Raw genomic sequence first — 16,059 nt, 5'->3', positions numbered from 1 at the left:
CCTCTACACTGCCTCGCAGACAATATTCCGGTCAACTCTCATGAAATGCCGCAAAACAATTCATATGCCATTTCCCCGCCTAAGGCGGGGAAATGGCAATCTAATATTCGGCTGCCAGTGTCTACACACTTGCCGGTGTTTTTTCATTCAATGAAACTGTACTATTTTCTTAAACAAGAAAATTATTACCTGAAGAGAGCCCCCATGGATAAAACAGAAACCAGACTCTCAGCGGAAGATCAGGAAAAAGTTAATCGCTTTATCTCCACTGGCATTAATTCTACCGAACGTTCGAGCTTCAAGCCTCTCAAGCTGATGCTTTGGCTGGCCGTTATTATTGTTCTGCTCGGCGTTATCAGCCGAGTGCTAGGCGTGTTTATTCTCGGCTGACTTCACTCCTGCCCGCGCCCACAGACACACCGAATTCATAGCAATAAAAAGTGAGGTTTCTCATGACACAACAGCTACGAAGGATTGTCGTTGTCGGAGGTGGAGCCGGAGGTCTGGAGCTGGCTACCCGACTGGGAAAGAAGCTGGGTAAGCAGAAAAGAGCCGAGATCACTCTGGTCGATGCTCAACGCACTCACTTCTGGAAACCCTTACTCCATGAAGTAGCCGCTGGCTCTCTGAATGCTTTTGAGGATGAACTCAGTTATCTGGCTCAGGCCAAATGGAATCACTTCCACTTCCTGCCCGGTCGAATGTGTGGCCTTGATCGAGACAATAAGGTCATCACCCTTGAACCTATTTGTGATGAAAAAGGTCAGGAAGTCGTCCCCAGCAGAGAGCTGGAATATGATGACCTGGTGATTGCTGTTGGCAGTACCGCCAATGACTTCAACACACTCGGAGCCAAAGAGCATTGTCTGTTTCTCGACAGCAGGGCTGAAGCAGAAAAGATTCATACCACCTTGCTGAACCATTACCTCCACGCTCAATCCGCTAAGAAAGAGGCTCAGGAGCTGAACATCTCCGTCATTGGTGCAGGGGCAACAGGCGTCGAGCTTTCTGCTGAGTTGCACAATGCAGCCATTGAGCTGGCACGATATGGGTTGGATGCCATTAAACCCAACAAGGTCAACATCACCATCATCGAAGGTGGCGAGAGAATTCTGCCCGCCCTGCCTTTACGCATCACCAGCGCAGTGCATAAACAACTGACCGAGCTAGGCGTCACCATTAAAACCAATCAAATCGTCAGTGAAGTCACAAAGGAAGGGTTAAACACCAAAGACGGCAGCTTTATCGAAACCGATCTCTGCATCTGGGCAGCCGGCATCAAAGCGCCTGAGTTTCTTAAAGAGCTCAGCGGACTGGAAACCAACCGAATCAACCAACTGGTTGTCAGACCCACACTACAGACAACGCTGGACGACAGCATCTATGCACTGGGCGACTGCGCCAGCTGCACACTGGAAGACAGAAAAGGCCAATCCATCACCATTCCCCCCAGAGCACAAGCCGCTCACCAGCAAGCAGAGCTGCTTACCAAGAGTCTGTGCGCACAAGCTCTTGGCGGAGAATCCATGTCATTCACCTACAAGGATTATGGCTCACTGATCTCCCTCAGCCGTTTCACCGCCATAGGCAACCTTATGGGCGCTGTCACTGGCGATATGATGGTGGAAGGCGCACTCGCCAAGCTGTTTTATATCAGCCTCTACCGGATGCATCAGATCGCTCTGTTCGGACGAGTGAAAACAGCGGCACTGGTTTTGAAGGATTTTATAAGTAAGACCACCAGACCACACCTTAAACTCCACTAACCTTTTCTATCCAGAACCACAGCATCAACACACATTCCATTTATGACAGGCAAAAAAAAGCCGGATCATCAAAAATGATCCGGCTCTGACTCTCTATTAAGAGAAAGTGGTGGGACGTGTAGGATTCGAACCTACGACCAATTGGTTAAAAGCCAACTGCTCTACCAACTGAGCTAACGTCCCCAGATTCATAAGAATCTTGTTCGATAAAAAAACCGCTAACGTATTAGCGGCTTTTTTGCTCTCTATCGACGAGAGTAAATATGGTGGGACGTGTAGGATTCGAACCTACGACCAATTGGTTAAAAGCCAACTGCTCTACCAACTGAGCTAACGTCCCAAATCAATCAGACACTCTTTTCAGAGATTTTTTAAACATCACCCTTTAAGAGCAAGAATCTGAAAGACTTTTAATATGGCTCCTCGAGCTGGACTCGAACCAGCGACCAATAGATTAACAGTCTACTGCTCTACCAACTGAGCTATCGAGGAACTATTCTGTACAACAACATCGGTCTGGTGATGAAGTTGATTGTATGGTGGGACGTGTAGGATTCGAACCTACGACCAATTGGTTAAAAGCCAACTGCTCTACCAACTGAGCTAACGTCCCGAATCAATCAGACTGTTCAATCTGAAAGATTTTGAAAATGGCTCCTCGAGCTGGACTCGAACCAGCGACCAATAGATTAACAGTCTACTGCTCTACCAACTGAGCTATCGAGGAACTATTCTTTATAGTTTTCTCTATTCAGAGAAAACTAATTGTATGGTGGGTCGTGTAGGATTCGAACCTACGACCAATTGGTTAAAAGCCAACTGCTCTACCAACTGAGCTAACGACCCAAGCCGCTTATTGAACACGCAATTCAATAAACTTTCAACTCTTACCTTCAGAACATTTCTGTAAGATAACAATCGAAGAATATGGCTCCTCGAGCTGGACTCGAACCAGCGACCAATAGATTAACAGTCTACTGCTCTACCAACTGAGCTATCGAGGAACTGCATAGCGTTTTAATGTCTCGCCTGACTGCTTGCCGGTGATTCGTTTTCGTCATCACCTGACGGCAGCGAATATTAATGAGATTTCAGGCTGAGTCAAGTTTTAATCCAGCACTTGGATTTAATATTCGCGAAAAACAGTGGAAATACTCACATAAGCAGAGCTTCAATTCGTTTTGCGAAAGAATCTGTATCCAGATTCAATATGCAGACACATGCAAGCGAATATTAAACAGTTATATCTCCGCGATGGCGAGGATATAACTTATGAATTCGTATGGCCGGATACTTACCTTCTGACTTATCTCTAAAACAGAAAAAGCCGCCCGAAGGCAGCCTTTTCATTTTGCTGGAAAGCGAATCAGTCTTACAGACCTTCAGCGCTCTCAGCCAGGTACTTGGCAACACCTTCAGGAGAGGCGTCCATACCTTTGTCACCTTTGTTCCAGCCAGCTGGGCAAACTTCGCCGTGCTCTTCGTGGAACTGCAGTGCTTCAACCAGACGAACCAGTTCGTCCATGTTACGACCCAGTGGCAGGTCGTTAACGATCTGGGAACGTACAACGCCGTCCTTGTCGATCAGGAAAGCACCACGGAACGCAACACCGCCTTCGGACTCAACGTCGTAGGACTGGCAGATACCGTGAGTGATGTCAGCAGCCAGAGTGTACTTAACCTGGCCAATGCCGCCTTCATTCACTGGGGTGTTACGCCATGCGTTGTGAGTAAAGTGAGAGTCGATGGATACACCGATAACTTCAGTGTTCAGTTCCTTGAACTTCTCGATGCGGTGATCCATAGCGATCAGCTCGGAAGGACAAACGAAAGTGAAGTCCAGTGGGTAGAAGAATACGATGCCGTATTTGCCGCGGATGGCTTCAGACAGGGTAAATTCTTCAACGATGTCGCCATTGCCCAGTACGGCAGGAACTGTAAAGTCAGGAGCCTTCTTGCCAACCAATACGCCCATGAATTCATTCTCCAAATAAAATAGATTTATTGCGGCAGACTGCTTGGGAGGCGTAGAGAACAACTCCTTGCTTGCCATAACCGCTCTTTTCCAAAAGCAGAATAATAATACACCCGACAGCGGTTACAGCCTATAAAACACCGCATAAATCGCTATGAATTTTCTCTTTCTTGAAATAGAAGAAATCTATTAAAAACCTGAAGACTATACGCTAACCATACTAAAGTACGTAGACAATCAGCTGAGTGACAACATCAGCCCTACCACAATAACCAGACCTCCAATCCCCCGAACCCAGTACCAGCGCTCCTTAAGTAACCAGCATCCCATTAACACGCCAAAAACAATGCTCAGCTGCCTCAGGGCAACAACAAAGCTGACATTATCAACCATGGTCATAGCGTAAAGAACCAGCCCATAAGTAACTGACATCAGTATTCCTGTTAGTGCCGCTCGACTTCCTGTCTCTCGAACAGCCGCTAAACTCAGTCCATTTTTTGATAAGGGAGAGATCAATGAAATAGCTAAAAGTGTTGTCCATGCTTGGCAAGCCAAATAAAAAACAGCAATGAACATATAGCTTTCACCGGATTCGGCTGTCAGCAAGTTCAGCCCCAGCTTATCAAGAACCGAGTAGCCCGCCGTGCCAAGGGCTGATAAGAAAGCCCATAACAAGCCTCGACTCCGGTATTTATTCAGTTTGAACTCATTGATACTGCTCAGCGGAACAAACAGACAACCCAGTACAATCAATACAAAACCCAACCACTGAAACAGGCTCAATGACCAGCCAAGCAGACAGCAAATCAAGCCAACCATAAGAACAGGCAGCGAACGGACAACCGGATAAACAATGCTGACGTCGGTTTCCCTGTATGCACTGATAAGGGCGGTCAGATAAATCATCTGACAGAAGCCACTGAGCAGGACCACTATCCAGAAGTAGCCAGGAATAGAAGCGAAATTTACAACGGTAAAATAACTAACCAGGAATGGAGTGAGCAGAACAGCAGGCGTAAGAGTCATTACAAAAGAAAAGCTCAGGCTGGAACCTTTACTGGCTTTTCCAAGGATATTCCAGCTGGCATGAAGCAGGCATGAAAGAATGACCAGCAGGAAGCCCAATAAAGTCATAGATCCCCAAAATGAAAAAGGCCACCATATTGGCAGCCTTTTAAGGTTAGCAGAGGCCTCTGGCTATCAGCCTTCGCTCTCTTCAGCTTTACCTACAGCAACCTTAACCATCTTCTGTAGGTCGCCGCTTTCGTACATATCGATCAGGATATCACTGCCACCGACCAGCTCACCCTTGATCCACAGCTGAGGGAAAGTTGGCCAGTTAGCGTATTTTGGCAAGTTGGCACGAATTTCCGGGTTAGACAGAATGTCTACAAAGGCAAACTGTTCACCGCAGGCCATCAGAACCTGAACAGCTTTTGAAGAGAAACCGCACTGTGGCAGTTTTGGAGAACCCTTCATGTACAGCAGGATATCGTGAGTTTCGATCTGCTCTTTTATTTGATCCATGATATCCATGACATCACCTCATCAATGACTTATAGGTTTATAGACACACGCAATCGAATATTAAACCGCTATCTGCCCACCAGCAGTAAGCAAATAGCTTATGATTGGGTATGTCCGAATTCTGGTCACGCATTCTATAGAAAATACCTGACTGCCACCATAGGTTATAGTTTCTAGTCAGTTGTTCCTGTTACTTCTTTATAGCCACTTTATATAAGGGTGCCACTTTAGCAATGTTGCTCTTCAGGCCGGCGATACGCGTGTCATGGGAAGGGTGAGTACTCATAAACTCGGGCGGCTGCTGTTTACTTTCTTTCGACATTTTCTGCCAGAGGGTCACTGCAGCATTAGGGTTATAACCTGCACGCGCCATCAGTTCGAGACCAATTAAATCGGCTTCCGCTTCATTAGTACGACTGTTTGGTAAAGTCAGACCATAAGTGATAACAGCATCAGTCAGCTGATTATTGGTATTGATACCAAACAGCGCTCCGGCTACATCTTTACCAAGCTGCAGGGTGTAAGCCCGGGACATGGCTTCACGGCTGTGTTCTCTCAGGGCATGAGCCATTTCATGCCCCATGATTGCAGCAATCTCATCGTCGTTCAGTTTCAGCTTGTCGATGATACCGCTGTAAAACATAATCTTGCCGCCAGGCATGCAGTAAGCGTTCAGCTGCTCACTTTCAATCAGGTTAATCTGCCAGTTCCAGCGTAGAGCATCTTTTCTGTAGATACCGACCTGTGCTGACAGCTTCTTTCCTATACGACGAAGCTTTTGTACCTGAACAAGATTTTTGTTGAGCACCTTTTCTTCACGACTTTTAGACAGAGCTTCTTTATAAGCGTCAGCCGCCATAGTGTTGACCTGCTGCTCAGAGAGCAGAGTAAACATTCTCTGCTCACGATCAACGCCGATAGCACCACCGGAGGTGGTAGAGACTGACTGACAACCAGCCAGAAAGGTTGGCAGGATAATGGAAAGAGTAAGGGGTTTAAGCCACTTCATTGTGTTCTCTTATGGTTAGCTACCCCTTGGTCAGCTTAAGTACATTGGCACACACAATCCGATATTAAACGACTATCTACCCGCAGGAGCGGGAAGATAGTGTGCGGATTCGTATGTCTGTGTACTTATAAGGCTTTCAACCATTGATCCAGTCCTTGGCAGGCCTTAACCAGTTTGGGGCAATATTCTTCAATAAAGTTATCGGGCAGTGATTCATCACCAGCAACAGAAAGTGCTCTGCCACCGTCAAAGTCCACAAACGCCATGCGAGTATAAAGCTGTTCCGGTGTCATGCCAAAATCCGAGCCCGGCAGAATAGCTATTCCGGTTTCCGAAAGTAGGTGCGCACATAACTCGGCATCGCTGTTTATGCCCTGATTTTTGAGTTTCTCTCGCCATTGATCAAATCCAACGAACAAATAGAAACCACCAACAGGGTCAACCATGTTGAGCTGATAACTTCTGAGTGTTTGTGTCATATAAGAAGCTATTGCGCTTAACACTGACCGTGTTCCGCGTAAATAAGCGTCAAGTGCCGGAGATGGAGAGAAAGCCGTACAGGCTGCATACTGTGTTGGCGCACTGATCGAAGTAAATGTCTCACTGGCAATCACCGCCATGGCATCCTGCAAGGCTCTTAGCTCATCCGGAAATACCATCACCCCCAACCGCCAGCCACCTGCGCCACACCATTTGCTAAGCCCGCTGCTGATAACTGTACCTTCGGGGTAATATTCAGCCATCGACAGGTGGTTCGCCTCAAAAGCCGTTTCTGCATAAATTTCATCGGCGACAATAATCAGATTATTTTTCTTCGCTACGGCCGCAAGCGCAGAAAAACCGTCAGAATCATAACTGCACCCGGTAGGGTTAGACGGATAATTTAGAATCAGAACCTTTGTTTTATTCGGTTCATCCTGACAGAGTCGATCCAGTTGTTCAGGGTCAATCTGCCAGTTATTCTCAGGCCGGGTTTCTATATGGATAACCTTCCGTCCCAGCAGTTCTGCCTGGGGAGCATAGGACACCCATGAAGGGGCTGGAATCAGCAAATCACCATTACAGGCCATCTGTAAATTGAACAGCAGCTCTTTTGAACCCGGACCGACAAGAATACTGTCCTGAGTTCTCGGCTGATGATCCCGCTTTTGATAATACTCAGCCACTATCTGTCGAAGCTCACCCAAGCCCCGAACAGGGAGATAGTCCTTCTCATGAGCCGACACCTGAAGTGCTTCCACTACTACCCGGGGCACAGGAAAAGGTGACTGCCCCAGTCCGAGTTTAATAATATCCCGCCCCTGCTGAATCAGCCGGTTGCTGTCCTCATTGATTCTGAGGGTTGCGGAGGTCTTGAGGCCACGGACATTAGGGTTGAGCTGATCCAGTTCAAACATGATTCTGTTCGCATTTCCGTTGCGGGGTTTACTGATTATTAGCTGATCAACGGGTAAAGGTAAATAACTGATCTCACTCTGCTTAACTACACTTAATTATTGACTGAACGGCTAGGGATAAGCGGTATGAAACTCAGCAGAACTGAACCTGGAACAGAAATTAAAAATCCTACTGAAGGCAAAACCGAAAGAAGACCAGAAGAAGGTCGTCTGAAAGGTTGGTTCGTCAGGCTTAGAGACTCTTTCGATAAAAAGTACCTACCTAAACAAGATACCCATTTAGATAAAGATGACGGCTTTCAGCGTCCAGCAGGTGCGCCCAATTCTGGAGTCCAGTCTACATCCGTCCCAAATATGATTAAGCCACAACCTGATAAACTTCGAAAGCTGGCAACCAGGCAAACAATCACTGCTGAGCACTCTGTTTTGAGCGGCGTCTATATGGATGCTCAAAAACAGATCTCAGTCATCCCAACACCAAGTGGCGTGAACCCGGGCGTCTCACAGAGGTTTGATACAGACAAGACTAGAAATGGCAACCTGTTCCTTGAAGTTGAACTTCCAGACCAAACCATGAAAGCCCGGGATGAGGTTCTTCCCAGTTTGATAGAAACAGTAAGTCAGCTCGCACCAAAAGACACAAACAAAGACAAACTACTATTGAGGCTGACAGAGCTTTGCAGTCAGCAACCATTCAATCCTCTGTCGTATATAATCATGAATCATGGACTCGTAAATCTAGACGGTGATAGCCTTTCTCTATTATCAGACACACTGATTCGAACTTGTAAACTCCGCTATTCACCAGAAACTAAAGAAGTTCATGCAGACCTGGAGTTAAAGACTGATCAAATTAAATTTTTACCGTTAACAGCCAGTGAGCCTACTCTTAGAGACTGCAACATCAAAGCCAGCATCAGTGTTTCATTTCCAATCGATGATCCCGACAAGTGTCAGGTTCACCCAGCGAAACTGGAAATACATGTGCCACCTCAAGCAACGCCTTTGGGACCAACAAGGGCAGGATGAGCGAGAGTGAATAAAATTCAAAGGTTTTAACCCCCTGTAACCATTACGGATTCGTATGGATATCAAAGGTCCGACACCAGCCAGCTCAGGTCCATCGGGTAAACCAAATAATGAGCCTCCTAAAAAAAGCCGCTATAAAGGCAGGTGTATCTCCGCACGCTTTTATAATTTAAAGAACGCTCTACGTCCCGCTGGCAAACATCCAAAGAAACCTATTGAGGAGTTCCACATCCTTTCTAAGGAAGACGCTGATCAGGCCTCGTTGGATATTGTTGAAGCCGATCAGATCGCGCAGAAGAGAGCCATTAACAGCCTAGCTAAAAAGCTCGCATTTAAGGGGAGGCTGGTCCCTGAAGATCCAAAATTCAGGAGCACTTACTCGACAGTAAAGAGAGTTCTGACCGAAACTCCAGCGCACTCTGAAGATAATTCAACCATAGCTGCCCAAATTAAAACGGATAAAGATAGAAACAGGCTCTTCAAACTTAAAGTGCGTTTACCCAGTCAAACTCTGGAAACCAGCTCTGACATTGCTTCTGTACTGGCAAAAACCGCAACTGAACTGGCACCGAAGAACCCTGAGGCTTTGACGCTGCAACTCAGTCATTATTGTACTCAAATAGGTTTCGGCAAATTATTCGAGCTCGTTGTGGTTGCTTGCCAGGACGCTTTGAGTCCAGGTGACACATGCGCTCTTGCCAAGGAGCACACAAGAAGATGCATTCTTTCCTGCAAAGGAGAAAATATCGAAGTTCAGCTGATCTGTCACAGCAATACCCTGCGAGTTTTTCCAGCATTTGACGACCCTGTAGAGTTACCAAACTCTGTTACTGTCACAGCATTAATCAATGTTCCAATCAACAAACCAGAACAGTGCTCACTTGAAAAAGTAACCCTTCATATCAGTAAACCCGCTTCTGACCTGTAACCTATCTATAATTGAGCCTCATCACACCAGTCGCTGCCCAACAATGATGCGTTTACCTTCCTTACTGTTAGTAATTCTGATTTTTTCTGGCTGCTCTTCGAAAGCGATACAGGGAACACAATATGTTCTGGAAGCGGGGTTGATGATTGATAACAAAGCGCTGGCAAAACAGCATGAAACGATCAGCTCTGACACTCACACCACCTTCTATTTCGAAGATAAGGCAGCACAGAAGGTCTTCAAGCTTGATGCTTACCTCACCAAAGGCGAACTGGCGGGTACCGTTAATATTTTCACTCATGTCAGCAGTGTTATAACCAGTCCCTCATTTCTGGTCTTTGAAGGAAAGTCAGCTTCAGCACGTTTACCTGCAAAAGTCCCGGTCATTGAAGTTACTGTTGAGGCAGTCAGGGTTGGCAAAGCTCCGCCTCCTCCATGAACGTTATGCCCCTCTATACTCATATAAAACGCCTGGATGCTTTTGCTATGCCTGTCGAAGGACCTGATTCAAAGCTTGGTATACCGTCATCGGTAACACCATCAAAAAAGGAAGGTGCCAGAAAAGGAAAGTTCGGTCGCAGAAAAACAACCTCTGCACCAGGCACAGACAAGAAAAAAGACCTTTCTGGGAAAAAGCGAGGTCTATTTCATCGAAGTAAGAAACCGATTGAAGCCTTCAGTGTAAAAAAAACTGACTCCTTTTCCTCTGCCGAAAGAAAAGAGAGCCCCTTCAATTCTCGTCAACTCGAATTTCAAGGCACTATCGATAAGAATGATTCACGATTTGCCATGACCTTTGAAATGATCAAAGCAGTTCTGACAGACAAGCCGGAGCCATCAAAAAGCAACTCAGATATCGAAGCAACCTGGGAGCAGGATAGACACAGGAGTAAATATTTTGCTCTGAAAACGACGTATCAGGACGGCTCTCTTACAGAGACTCAAACACCAATAGACCGACTTCAGGATATTATTCACCAGCTATCACCCAGCGACCCTGAAGCCCTAAAGCTAAGGCTCAGCAGCCTATGCTCACAAATCTATTTTAACCCTCTTGCCAGCCTGCTCCATGAAGCAACATTGGAAACACTCGCAGACTACGGTTTCTGTACCCTACCGCCTGAGCATGAAGAGCAGTGCGTTCTGGCATTAAAGAAAGAAGAAATAGAAGCCAATATAGTTATCCACAGCAACAAGTTGGCCATCATGCCTCAACAGGGAGATGACCCTTATGAAATCCCGTGCCCTGTTACAGCAAAAGCGGTTATTTCCATTCCCATAAACGACCCGCATAACTGCTCACTAATAAAACTCCAGCTGAATATTAAGCCTGAATAGACTGACCATTCAGGCTTTTCGTGAGATTATCCAGCCTCAGCCCGGAGTTCTTCAGCAACCAGAACCATACTTTTCAAAGCTGCTTCTACCTCCGGCCAGTCACGGGTTTTCAAACCGCAGTCAGGATTTACCCACAACCTTTCAGCTGGAATTTTAGTGGCTGCCTTCTGAATCAACTGTTTCATCCAGCCTTTATCCGGCACATTTGGCGAGTGGATATCATAGACACCAGGACCAATAGCATTCGGATATGAAAAGGCTTCAAAAGCATTCAGCAGATCCATATCGGAGCGTGATGTCTCAATGGTGATAACATCTGCATCCATTGCGGCAACAAACTCAATAATGTCATTGAACTCGCTGTAACACATATGGGTATGGATTTGAGTGTCATCCTGAACACCACTGGCTGACAGCCTGAAGCTTTTAACAGCCCAGTTCAGATACTCCGGCCAGTCCTGCTTTCTCAACGGCAAACCTTCTCGAATAGCAGGTTCATCAATCTGAATAATGCCGATACCTGCCTGCTCCAACTCTACAACCTCATCGCGCAACGCCAGAGCCAGCTGTTCACAGGACACACGACGATCAATATCTTCTCGTGGAAATGACCAGCAAAGAATCGTCACAGGGCCGGTCAGCATACCCTTCATTGGTTTATCTGTTTGCTCTTGGGCAAAGCGACTCCACTCAACCGTCATTGCGTCTGGTCGGGAAACATCACCAATAATAATCGGTGGTTTTACACAACGGCTGCCGTAACTCTGAACCCAACCATTTTTGGTGAAAGCAAAACCATCCAGCTGCTCTCCAAAATATTCAACCATGTCATTACGTTCGGCTTCACCATGAACCAGTACATCCAACCCCAGTGCCTCCTGCTTTTTCACGACCTCACGAATTTCCGCCTGCATGGCTTCGTTATAAACCGCCTCAGAGAGTTCCCCCTGCTTAAAGAGCCTGCGCTGACGACGGATTTCTGCCGTTTGCGGGAAGGAGCCAATGGTTGTGGTGGGCAACAAAGGCAAGTTGTACTTGCTCTGCTGCCGTTCAGCTCTTATTTCAAAAGTAGACGTCCGCTGATCATCCCCTCCAGCTATCCCAGAAACTCGTTTCTGAACTGATGGGTTATGCACTCTGCTGGAGGTCTTTCTGCTCTCAACAACCGCATCAGATTTCTGCAGGAAAGCCTGAAGGCTTTCATCCTGGTCACCATCCAGCAATCTTTGCACGACAGAGACTTCTTCACACTTCTGCACAGCAAAAGCAAACCATGATTTCAGCTCTTCATCCAGTTCAGCCTCGGCTTCCAGATCAACAGGACTGTGCAGAAGAGAACAGCTCGGAGCCAGCCAGAGCCTGTTACCCAGTCGGGCTTTGGCATCACGGAGCTGCTCAAGAATCGCGCTGATGTCCGCTTTCCAGATATTCCGGCCATTGATCACACCAACAGACAGCACTTTATAGGACGGCAAACGATCCAATACGGTAGTCAGCTGTTCAGGACCTCTGACCAGATCAATATGCAAACCATCAACCGGTAAATTAACGACGGTAGTCGTAGTGCCATTCAGCTCACCGAAATAGGTAGACAGCAATACTTTCAGGTCTTTGTTCTGCAGTTTGTTATAAACATTCTCAAAGGCCTGCTTCCATTCGTTAGGAAGATCCAATACCAGAATAGGTTCGTCGATCTGCACCCATTCCACATTGAGCTCAGCCAGCTGGCTTAGTACCTTGCCATAGACTTCTATAATATCATCGAGCAGTGTCAGGCGATCAAATTCTTCACCTTTAATCTTGCCCAGCCAGAGCCAGGTCAGCGGGCCAATCAAAACCGGTTTGGGATTAAAGCCCAGCTCAATGGCTTCCCGTGTTTCTTCAATCAGCCTGTTACTGCTCAGACTGAAGTTTTGGCCTTTATGAAGCTCCGGGACTATGTAGTGATAGTTGGTATCAAACCACTTGGTCATTTCACAGGCGGCTGCCGGTTCACCGGAAGGCGCTCTGCCTCTAGCCATTCGAAACAAAGTGTCTATATCTTCACAATCAACATCACTACCGAAACGTGAAGGCACCGCACCCAGCATCAAGGAATGATTCAACACCTGGTCGTACCAGGCAAAATCACCGGTTGAAACAAACTGCAGACCTGCTTGCTTCTGTACCTGCCAGTTCTGATTTCTCAGTTTTCTGCCTTCACCAAGAAGGGACTGTTGATCCAGCTCACCCTTCCAGTAAGCTTCCTGAGCTTTCTTCAGTTCCCTGTTAGCTCCGATACGGGGAAAACCCAGGCTGTGTACGGTAGACATGACACTCTCCGAGAGGTGATAAACTCATCAACTTCTTATTGATTAGATTTGTTATTGGCTCGTTCTGGTTGTAGAGTTTGGGGCAGCCTACCAATTGAATCAAACTCATATTTTTCACGATGAATATGAGTTTGATTGATAATAAAAATAATAATGTCAGGAAGCAGTATCATGGCGGCCAACCTAGGTCTTGAACTTAGACATCTGAAAACCCTTCATGCCCTGCGTCAAACGGGCAGCCTGATCGAAGCATCCAGCCAGTTGCACCTGACCCAGTCTGCACTGTCCCATCAGCTGAAAGAACTGGAAGGACGTATCGGTATGGAGCTGTTCATTCGTAAAACTCGCCCGGTACGCTTTACCTCTGCCGGTTTACGGCTGCTAAAACTGGCTGATGAAGTATTACCTCAGTTTCGACTGGCAGAGCAGGATTTATTTCGACTGGCGGGAGGTGAGTCAGGCCGATTAAATATCGCTATTGAATGCCACAGTTGTTATCAGTGGCTGATGCCAACCATTGATCACTACCGTGAACGCTGGCCGGAAGTTGAAATGGACTTTGCTTCAGGGTTTAACTTCGCACCTTTGCCTGCATTGTCTCGTGGAGAGCTGGATCTGGTTGTCACTTCCGATCCGATAGATATTCCCGGAGTGACTTATCAGCCATTATTCCGTTATGAAATGCTGCTGGCGTTATCAAAAAGGCACCCACTGGCAAACTACTCCTTTATCGAACCTGAACACCTGAATGATCAAAACCTGCTTATTTACCCCATTGAGCAGAGTCGACTGGATATCTTTAAACGCTTTCTGGACCCTTCTGATATCGAACCAGCTGGCGTAAGAAATGTAGAGCTTACTCTGATGATGCTGCAACTGGTCGCCAGTCAAAGAGGTGTTTGCGCTTTACCCAACTGGGCGCTGGCTGAATATCTGGAAAAGGATCAGGTTACCGCACGGCCACTGGGTGAAAAAGGGCTTTGGTCAACGCTTTATGCTGCTGTACGTGAGGAGCAGCAAGAGCAACCCTATATAAAGGATTTTCTGATCACTGCCAGAGCTACGTGTTTTGACACCCTGACAGGCATTCAACCTGCCAGGATCAAGTAACTGTTGTGATTACAAGTCACTGCCCGCTTTTATCGGACTGAAAGTAATACTGTGGATTTTTATGCCGGTATTCTTTCAGCTCATGAACATAGGGCGTGTGACATTTATGACAGTAGTCAGGCACATCTTCTTTTGGCTGCCCTTCACACACAGCTGGCACCTTATAGGCTGATTCGTCTTCTGACTTTTTACCGGGAACCCAGTCAAAGTAATCAGCCAGATTCAGCCCTGTTCCTTCCGTGCTTGAGTGGCTCTGCATAAAGACCACCGGACGGCCACTGACGCCATACCAGGTCCAGAAAACCTTGGGAGTGTTATCGCCGGGGTAAGTGATCGGGCAGAAAAGTATTTTCACTTCTTCCTGTGACGGGTTCAGCACAGAACCGGGCTGGAGAGTTGCTGTAATCTGGCACTCACCTTTTTCCGGCCAGTCAAAGGCCTGCAGTCCAGGAAGCACGTGATAGCAACTTTCACCACTGGCATCCTTGTTAAGGACGTAACCTGTCTGTTGATGACTATCACGCCTGTTTCCAAGTAATAGTGCTATCTGATTCTGGAAAGTATCAATATTCTCACAACCAGGCTCTTCTTTCGGGTTCTGCCAGCTGATCTGTTCATAGTCTGCATTTTGAGCCTGCTCATCCCAGTCGTAATTAACACGGGTTGGGAAAGGCCAGTAGCAACGGTTGACCGATACCATCAGCGCTGTTGTTTCAAGCACCTTAGGTAATTCAGGTAATGGGCCATTGGGCATCGATAGCCCTGGTACCGATTCAGTCAGTAGAGCGTTTCTATCTCTTTCTGAAAGGCTGTTGGCGGCCAGCAATGAAGAAGGCGTTGTATGATCAAAATCTGGCTGCTCAGGCTTATTACCAGACTGTTCACACACCTTTAACAGTGACTCCAGATCGGTTTCACTGACTTCTTTGAAACCAGGAAAATAGTCAAAGGTGAACATGCCAAGAATACCCATCTCGGGAGTCTCGTTGGTAAACATGGCACGAAACAGGTTTTGCTTATCCGTCTTTGAGTCATTCAACCAATACCAGTTGGTCTGAAATTCACCGCCTGCGCCTTTTGTTTTCCACCAGTTCTGGCTCTGTCCCAATACATCGGCTTCACCTACGCAGATCCCCTGATCAGTATTCAGGAAGTCACTGGCGTTTAATTTCAGGTCTGTTTGTTTTAAATAACGACACTGGTTTGGTACAGATAAGCCACCGGACAGCTGATACAACTTACCATCAGGCGCAAGCAGGTAATCACCACTGCCTTTTTCAATACCAGTCAGTGTAAACCTTTGTACGCCCAGTTCTGTATCCTGAACAACTTTACCTGCAACCAGAGTTCCTTCTTCGTAATGCATCAGCAACACCCCTGACTGCCATCGATCAGGCAAAACCGGTGCAACTCCTGGTACCCGACATTGCTCAAACGCAGGCATTGGTAATGGTTCTTTTTTTGCCTTAGGGCGCTCGGGAACAGGATTAGCTAAAGAGAAATGAGTAAATAAAGAAAGGTAGAAAGAAGTGAGTAACAAAATTACGCCCGTCAGCAGTCTTCTTACTGTCGAGTAAACAGGTATCAGTTTTCTGGTATCCAATGAAGCTACAACGGCCATCACCATATCTCCTGCGTGCTATGTCGATATATTTCTTATGAAGTGCA

Annotated in this window: 14 protein-coding genes and 7 tRNA genes; 7 read left to right on the top strand and 14 right to left on the bottom strand. The window is 46.8% G+C overall.

What is annotated here, in order from left to right:
* Positions 1 to 204: 204 nt before the first annotated feature.
* Both EOPP23_RS21325 and EOPP23_RS03705 read left to right on the top strand, forming a co-directional pair.
* On the top strand, positions 205 to 390 hold the full coding sequence (locus tag EOPP23_RS21325) for a DUF3094 family protein (RefSeq protein WP_194842486.1): 186 nt from the start codon (positions 205 to 207) through the stop codon (positions 388 to 390).
* A gap of 62 nt (positions 391 to 452) precedes the next feature.
* Positions 453 to 1,766, top strand: a complete 1,314-nt coding sequence (locus EOPP23_RS03705) for an NAD(P)/FAD-dependent oxidoreductase (protein WP_153764622.1) — start codon at positions 453 to 455, stop codon at positions 1,764 to 1,766.
* A gap of 107 nt (positions 1,767 to 1,873) precedes the next feature.
* Here the strand turns inward: EOPP23_RS03705 and EOPP23_RS03700 are convergent.
* From EOPP23_RS03700 to EOPP23_RS03645, 12 genes are all read right to left on the bottom strand, one after another.
* Positions 1,874 to 1,949 (bottom strand) — tRNA-Lys (locus tag EOPP23_RS03700).
* Between the two features lie 81 nt (positions 1,950 to 2,030).
* Positions 2,031 to 2,106, bottom strand: a tRNA-Lys gene (locus tag EOPP23_RS03695).
* Positions 2,107 to 2,182: 76 nt separating this feature from the next.
* Positions 2,183 to 2,258, bottom strand: a tRNA-Asn gene (locus EOPP23_RS03690).
* Positions 2,259 to 2,303: 45 nt separating this feature from the next.
* Positions 2,304 to 2,379: transfer RNA gene (locus tag EOPP23_RS03685), tRNA-Lys, on the bottom strand.
* Between the two features lie 38 nt (positions 2,380 to 2,417).
* Positions 2,418 to 2,493, bottom strand: a tRNA-Asn gene (locus tag EOPP23_RS03680).
* Between the two features lie 43 nt (positions 2,494 to 2,536).
* Positions 2,537 to 2,612: transfer RNA gene (locus EOPP23_RS03675), tRNA-Lys, on the bottom strand.
* An 82-nt stretch (positions 2,613 to 2,694) separates the two neighbouring features.
* A tRNA-Asn gene (locus tag EOPP23_RS03670) sits at positions 2,695 to 2,770 on the bottom strand.
* Between the two features lie 368 nt (positions 2,771 to 3,138).
* Positions 3,139 to 3,741, bottom strand: a complete 603-nt coding sequence (locus EOPP23_RS03665) for a peroxiredoxin (protein WP_153765014.1) — start codon at positions 3,739 to 3,741, stop codon at positions 3,139 to 3,141.
* Positions 3,742 to 3,978: 237 nt separating this feature from the next.
* Positions 3,979 to 4,875: an EamA family transporter gene (locus EOPP23_RS03660; protein ID WP_153764621.1), complete on the bottom strand. Its 897-nt coding sequence runs from the start codon at positions 4,873 to 4,875 to the stop codon at positions 3,979 to 3,981.
* A 66-nt stretch (positions 4,876 to 4,941) separates the two neighbouring features.
* Positions 4,942 to 5,277 (bottom strand): Grx4 family monothiol glutaredoxin, encoded by a 336-nt coding sequence (gene grxD, locus EOPP23_RS03655; RefSeq protein WP_153764620.1) that lies wholly within the window; start codon positions 5,275 to 5,277, stop codon positions 4,942 to 4,944.
* A gap of 181 nt (positions 5,278 to 5,458) precedes the next feature.
* Positions 5,459 to 6,277, bottom strand: coding sequence for a M48 family metallopeptidase (locus EOPP23_RS03650; protein WP_153764619.1), 819 nt, complete (start codon positions 6,275 to 6,277; stop codon positions 5,459 to 5,461).
* 125 nt (positions 6,278 to 6,402) lie between these two features.
* On the bottom strand, positions 6,403 to 7,674 hold the full coding sequence (locus tag EOPP23_RS03645; protein ID WP_153764618.1) for a pyridoxal phosphate-dependent aminotransferase: 1,272 nt from the start codon (positions 7,672 to 7,674) through the stop codon (positions 6,403 to 6,405).
* 126 nt (positions 7,675 to 7,800) lie between these two features.
* Here EOPP23_RS03645 and EOPP23_RS03640 point away from each other — a divergent pair, with 126 nt between their 5' ends.
* From EOPP23_RS03640 to EOPP23_RS03625, 4 genes are all read left to right on the top strand, one after another.
* Positions 7,801 to 8,703 carry a hypothetical protein gene (locus EOPP23_RS03640; protein WP_153764617.1) on the top strand — a complete coding sequence of 301 codons (903 nt, stop codon included), beginning with the start codon at positions 7,801 to 7,803 and terminating at the stop codon, positions 8,701 to 8,703.
* Between the two features lie 55 nt (positions 8,704 to 8,758).
* Positions 8,759 to 9,631, top strand: a complete 873-nt coding sequence (locus EOPP23_RS03635) for a hypothetical protein (RefSeq protein ID WP_153764616.1) — start codon at positions 8,759 to 8,761, stop codon at positions 9,629 to 9,631.
* Positions 9,632 to 9,773: 142 nt separating this feature from the next.
* Positions 9,774 to 10,070 carry a hypothetical protein gene (locus EOPP23_RS03630; protein WP_153764615.1) on the top strand — a complete coding sequence of 99 codons (297 nt, stop codon included), beginning with the start codon at positions 9,774 to 9,776 and terminating at the stop codon, positions 10,068 to 10,070.
* Between the two features lie 47 nt (positions 10,071 to 10,117).
* Positions 10,118 to 10,969, top strand: a complete 852-nt coding sequence (locus EOPP23_RS03625; RefSeq protein WP_153764614.1) for a hypothetical protein — start codon at positions 10,118 to 10,120, stop codon at positions 10,967 to 10,969.
* A gap of 26 nt (positions 10,970 to 10,995) precedes the next feature.
* Here EOPP23_RS03625 and metE read toward each other — a convergent pair whose 3' ends face one another.
* Entirely contained in the window at positions 10,996 to 13,281 is a 2,286-nt protein-coding gene (gene metE / locus EOPP23_RS03620) for a 5-methyltetrahydropteroyltriglutamate--homocysteine S-methyltransferase (RefSeq protein ID WP_153764613.1), read from the bottom strand.
* Between the two features lie 171 nt (positions 13,282 to 13,452).
* Between metE and EOPP23_RS03615 the strand changes: the two genes are divergently transcribed.
* Positions 13,453 to 14,391, top strand: coding sequence for a LysR family transcriptional regulator (locus tag EOPP23_RS03615; RefSeq protein ID WP_153764612.1), 939 nt, complete (start codon positions 13,453 to 13,455; stop codon positions 14,389 to 14,391).
* Positions 14,392 to 14,407: 16 nt separating this feature from the next.
* On the opposite strand, the gene EOPP23_RS03610 is transcribed toward EOPP23_RS03615, so the two are convergent.
* Positions 14,408 to 16,012, bottom strand: coding sequence for a hypothetical protein (locus EOPP23_RS03610; RefSeq protein ID WP_153764611.1), 1,605 nt, complete (start codon positions 16,010 to 16,012; stop codon positions 14,408 to 14,410).
* Positions 16,013 to 16,059: the final 47 nt, after the last annotated feature.

The sequence above is a fragment of the Endozoicomonas sp. OPT23 genome (genome assembly GCF_009653635.1).
Taxonomy (GTDB): domain Bacteria; phylum Pseudomonadota; class Gammaproteobacteria; order Pseudomonadales; family Endozoicomonadaceae; genus Endozoicomonas_A.
Note: the sequence above shows the minus strand (reverse complement) of the source record. Positions and strands in the feature narration are given on the sequence as shown.